5 protein-coding genes are annotated in these 3290 nt (G+C 62.6%); 3 read left to right on the top strand and 2 right to left on the bottom strand.

What is annotated here, in order from left to right; all coding sequences use genetic code 11:
• The coding region (locus BRO63_RS04980; protein ID WP_179215037.1) for a TraI domain-containing protein at positions 1–445 on the bottom strand (445 nt) is incomplete at its 3' end.
• A 308-nt stretch (positions 446–753) separates the two neighbouring features.
• Here BRO63_RS04980 and BRO63_RS04975 point away from each other — a divergent pair.
• Genes BRO63_RS04975 through BRO63_RS04965 form a run of 3 tightly spaced genes read left to right on the top strand, consistent with a single transcriptional unit; the run spans position 754 to position 1922 of the window.
• Entirely contained in the window at positions 754–1071 is a 318-nt protein-coding gene (locus BRO63_RS04975) for a type II toxin-antitoxin system PrlF family antitoxin (RefSeq protein ID WP_033981967.1), read from the top strand.
• Positions 1071–1529 carry a type II toxin-antitoxin system YhaV family toxin gene (locus BRO63_RS04970; protein ID WP_033981966.1) on the top strand — a complete coding sequence of 153 codons (459 nt, stop codon included), beginning with the start codon at positions 1071–1073 and terminating at the stop codon, positions 1527–1529. Before BRO63_RS04975 ends, BRO63_RS04970 begins: the two co-directional genes overlap by 1 nt.
• 27 nt (positions 1530–1556) lie before the next feature.
• A complete protein-coding gene (locus tag BRO63_RS04965) occupies positions 1557–1922 on the top strand; it encodes a DUF3742 family protein (RefSeq protein ID WP_033981964.1) in 366 nt (121 codons plus the stop codon).
• Positions 1923–1933: 11 nt separating this feature from the next.
• Here the strand turns inward: BRO63_RS04965 and BRO63_RS04960 are convergent.
• Positions 1934–3290 (bottom strand): conjugal transfer protein TraG N-terminal domain-containing protein (locus BRO63_RS04960; protein ID WP_088138683.1); only part of this gene is annotated, 1357 nt, incomplete at its 5' end.

The following is a 3290-nucleotide window of genomic DNA, read 5'->3' as shown; positions in this document are numbered from 1 at the left end:
GATCGACGGCGATCTTGCCGATGTCGTGCAGCAGGGCGGCGTAGGCGATGGCAGCAGTCCACGCTTCGGCTTGCGCAGCTTGGTCTTCCGGGCTGGCGCCGATGGGCAGCAGATGAGACTGGCGCAGCTTCAGGCTGTAGGCAACGATTTCCAGACCGTGGTCGAGCATGCCGCCTGGGTAGGCATGGTGATGCGCTTCGGAGGCAGGGAAAGCCTGGACCAGCTCGGCATAACGTTCCAGCGGCGCACGGTACAGCGCGGCGAACTGCTTGCGCGAGAGCGAGGTGCGCTGCCAGATGTGTTCCAGCAGCTTCTGCCGGCGCGGTGTCGCCAGCAGCGATGCGGCCGATTCCGGCCAGATCAGCCCTTTCGGGAGGTCGGTGGTGGGTGCTGGCGATGGAGCGGCAGCGACCGCAGGCCGTTTCCGCTGGAACAGAGAGAGCATATGGATTTCCTGGTGGCTGGCCAAGCGGGAGGCCTTTTCGCCTTTTCGGGTAGGGCCTTTCCCCTTGCACCCCATTCCCTTGCCCCCTTGACCTTTTGGCCTTTAGAAGCCTTTGGATATAGAGCGGTGAGCATGTGTCGTCCATCGTCAATGCGGGTATGGCGGGGCCGGATTGATGCGGGAAGGCTGGCTGTTCCCGCTCTACGATGCGATCCATTGTTGGATGCTGGAGAGCCGCGGTGAGACCACAGATTGACGAAGTAAGGATATTTCCTTACAATACAGGCATTGCGATCAGGAGAGCCGCCATGCCTGCCATTCACGAAGTTGCCACGCTGACCTCCAAAGGTCAGATCACGCTGCCCAAATCCATCCGGCAGGCGCTGGGTGCCGATACCGGCAGCAAGCTCGCGTTCGAGCTTCGTGGCAGTGAAGTCATCGTGACCCGCGCCGATGCCGAGCACGAGGACCCTGCCATTGCCGCGTTCCTGACCCTGCTGGCCCACGACATTGAAGCGGGCCGGAATGTGCGCGGCCTGCCCGAGGATTTGGCTCGCACCATGCTGGAGCACGCGGGCCACAAGGTGGAGCTGGGCGATGATTTCAATGAGGACGTGGAAATCTGATGCGACAGCATGGCTGGACACTGCTGTTCCACGACAACCTGATCGAGCAGATGATGAAGCTGCGTGCGGCTGTGCTGCGCGCCCAGGAGAACGACCCGGAAGGGTTTGGATCGAACGCCAACGTCAAGTTCTTCCGGGCCTTGGTTCAGTTGATACAGGATGTGGTGCCGAGTGATCCAGCACGCGACGAGTACCGTCAAGGCAATACCATGGGGCCGGTCTATCGCCACTGGCGGCGAGCCAAGCTCGGAAGGCGATACAGGCTGTTCTTCCGCTACGACTCGAAGGCCAAGATCATCGTGTACGCCTGGGTCAACGATGAGCAGACCCTGCGGTCTTCGGGGAGCAAATCAGACCCCTATGCCGTGTTCGAGAAGATGCTCGGGCGCGGGAACCCGCCGGACGACTGGAGCGCATTGGTAGAGTCAAGCAAGCAGGATTGGAGCAAACTGGAATAGGCATTCCTCATGTAGCAGGAGACGACCGTGAACACCACTTCTCGCACCAGCACCGCAGAACGCCTCGGACGTACCCTTGGCCGTGGATGGCGCGCTTATGCGCGGGGCGAGCGGCGCACATCGAGCTGGTTGGTATCCAAGGGAGTGCCGGTGGCCGGCACCACCGTGCTGCTGTGGGCGGTCAAGCTGGCTGTGCTGGGGCTGCTGCTATACGTTGCGTTCTGGTTCGCCCTCGTGTTGCTGGGCGTTGTGGCGGCAGGATGGGCTGCTGCTGCCAATACCTCGGATGACGACGAGTGGTCTTTCACCGATCTCACAGAATTGCGCAAGACGCCGGGCTACGATCCGAATCTGTACAACGACACGTCCCACGAGCTATACACCGACGACTGACCGGCCTTGCGCTACTTCAGCTTACCTCCGGCAAGCGCCCCTGCACCCTTACCGCCCGCTTGGCCAGCGCTCTTGCTGCCGTCTGAAAGCCCCTGGATGGCGTGCCCGGCTCGAATTCCAACCCAGGTAAGACTCGCGAGCCAGAATCCCGGCAGTACAAGGAACATCGTCCCCGTGACGAAGTTCAACAGCAGATCCCCAAAGGCGTTGTTCAGCCCCACCAGTGGATCGAAGTTGGCGTGTGGCCGGTTCCAACCGAAGCCCCAGCCATAGAGCGCATCGAGGATGGTGCTGTCGATCCAGCGTGCGAGCTGGAACCAGAAATCGACGAAGAACAGCGCGAACTGCACGACGCTCACAGTAACGACGGTCTTCAGGTCGTAGGTGCCCACAACCAGCACCAGCGGGATGCAGATGACCAGCGCCATCTTGAGCAAGGCGAGCACCATGGGTAACGCCTGGCGCACCACGTCCATGGCCGGAAACGCGGCAATCGCCCCGACGGCCATGCCGACGTCGCCAGTGGCCCGCGTTACGATGTTCGGCAGGGTCTTGTCGATCTGGCCGCCGTAGTCGGTATAGACGCTGCCCTGGTTCAGTTTCTGCTGCCTCGGCGAGGCGATGGTGCGGATCACCGAGTCGTCCACCTCGGCTCGGCTCAGAAAGCCGGCCCAGCCCGCCAAGCGATTCAGCAGGCTTGGGTCTACCTGCCCCAGCAGGCGTGCGCGCAGGCCATTGCTGCCATCGGCCCACCACTGCCTGCAGGACGGATAACCGCCACCACTGGCCACCTGCGCAAGCCCCGCGTCGCGGGTGCTGTCGTAGGGCCAGTCATCGCGTGGTGTGCTGGAGCGGTAGCTATCGTAGTAGCCGCCGGTGTCCGTGAAAAACCTCGACCCGATCCAGGTCACGTCGTGCATCTGCGCCTCATCGAGGTTTGGGCGCTGCATGAACAGCTTGGCGCGCGCCGGCCCGTAGCAGTCTCGCGAGAAATCCGCCACTTCCTGAGCCAGCACCGGGTCGTCGATGCGCGTCGCGTCGATCTCCATCCTCATTTGCCGCAGGTCTGTGCCGCATGGGATCGCTGCCACCGAGGCCCCTGTGACGGCGCGCGAGAGCGCGTGCATGAAGGCCCACCAGACCGGCACCTTCGCCGATTGGTTGTTGAGCGTGCTGAAAGACTGCGACCAGCCGGTCGCCGAGGGTTGTGGCACGCTGACCTGGCACTGCGCCGAGCGCGCGCTGTCGTAGCGGATGGTGTTGAGATCCACGTCGATAAAGGGGATGCCGGCGAACATCACCACCACGATGGCGACGAACACCCGGTTCTCGATGCGCGCAGCTGAGAGCACGCCCTTGTTGCCTTCG

The organism is Achromobacter xylosoxidans (assembly GCF_002192695.1).
Classification (GTDB): Bacteria; Pseudomonadota; Gammaproteobacteria; order Burkholderiales; family Burkholderiaceae_B; genus Achromobacter; species Achromobacter xylosoxidans_C.
Note: the sequence above shows the minus strand (reverse complement) of the source record. Positions and strands in the feature narration are given on the sequence as shown.

Coding starts and splice junctions, on each gene's coding strand:
- BRO63_RS04975 (WP_033981967.1), top strand. CDS start 754: ATGCCTGCCATTCACGAAGTTGCCACGCTGACCTCCAAAGGTCAGATC.
- BRO63_RS04970 (WP_033981966.1), top strand. CDS start 1,071: ATGCGACAGCATGGCTGGACACTGCTGTTCCACGACAACCTGATCGAG.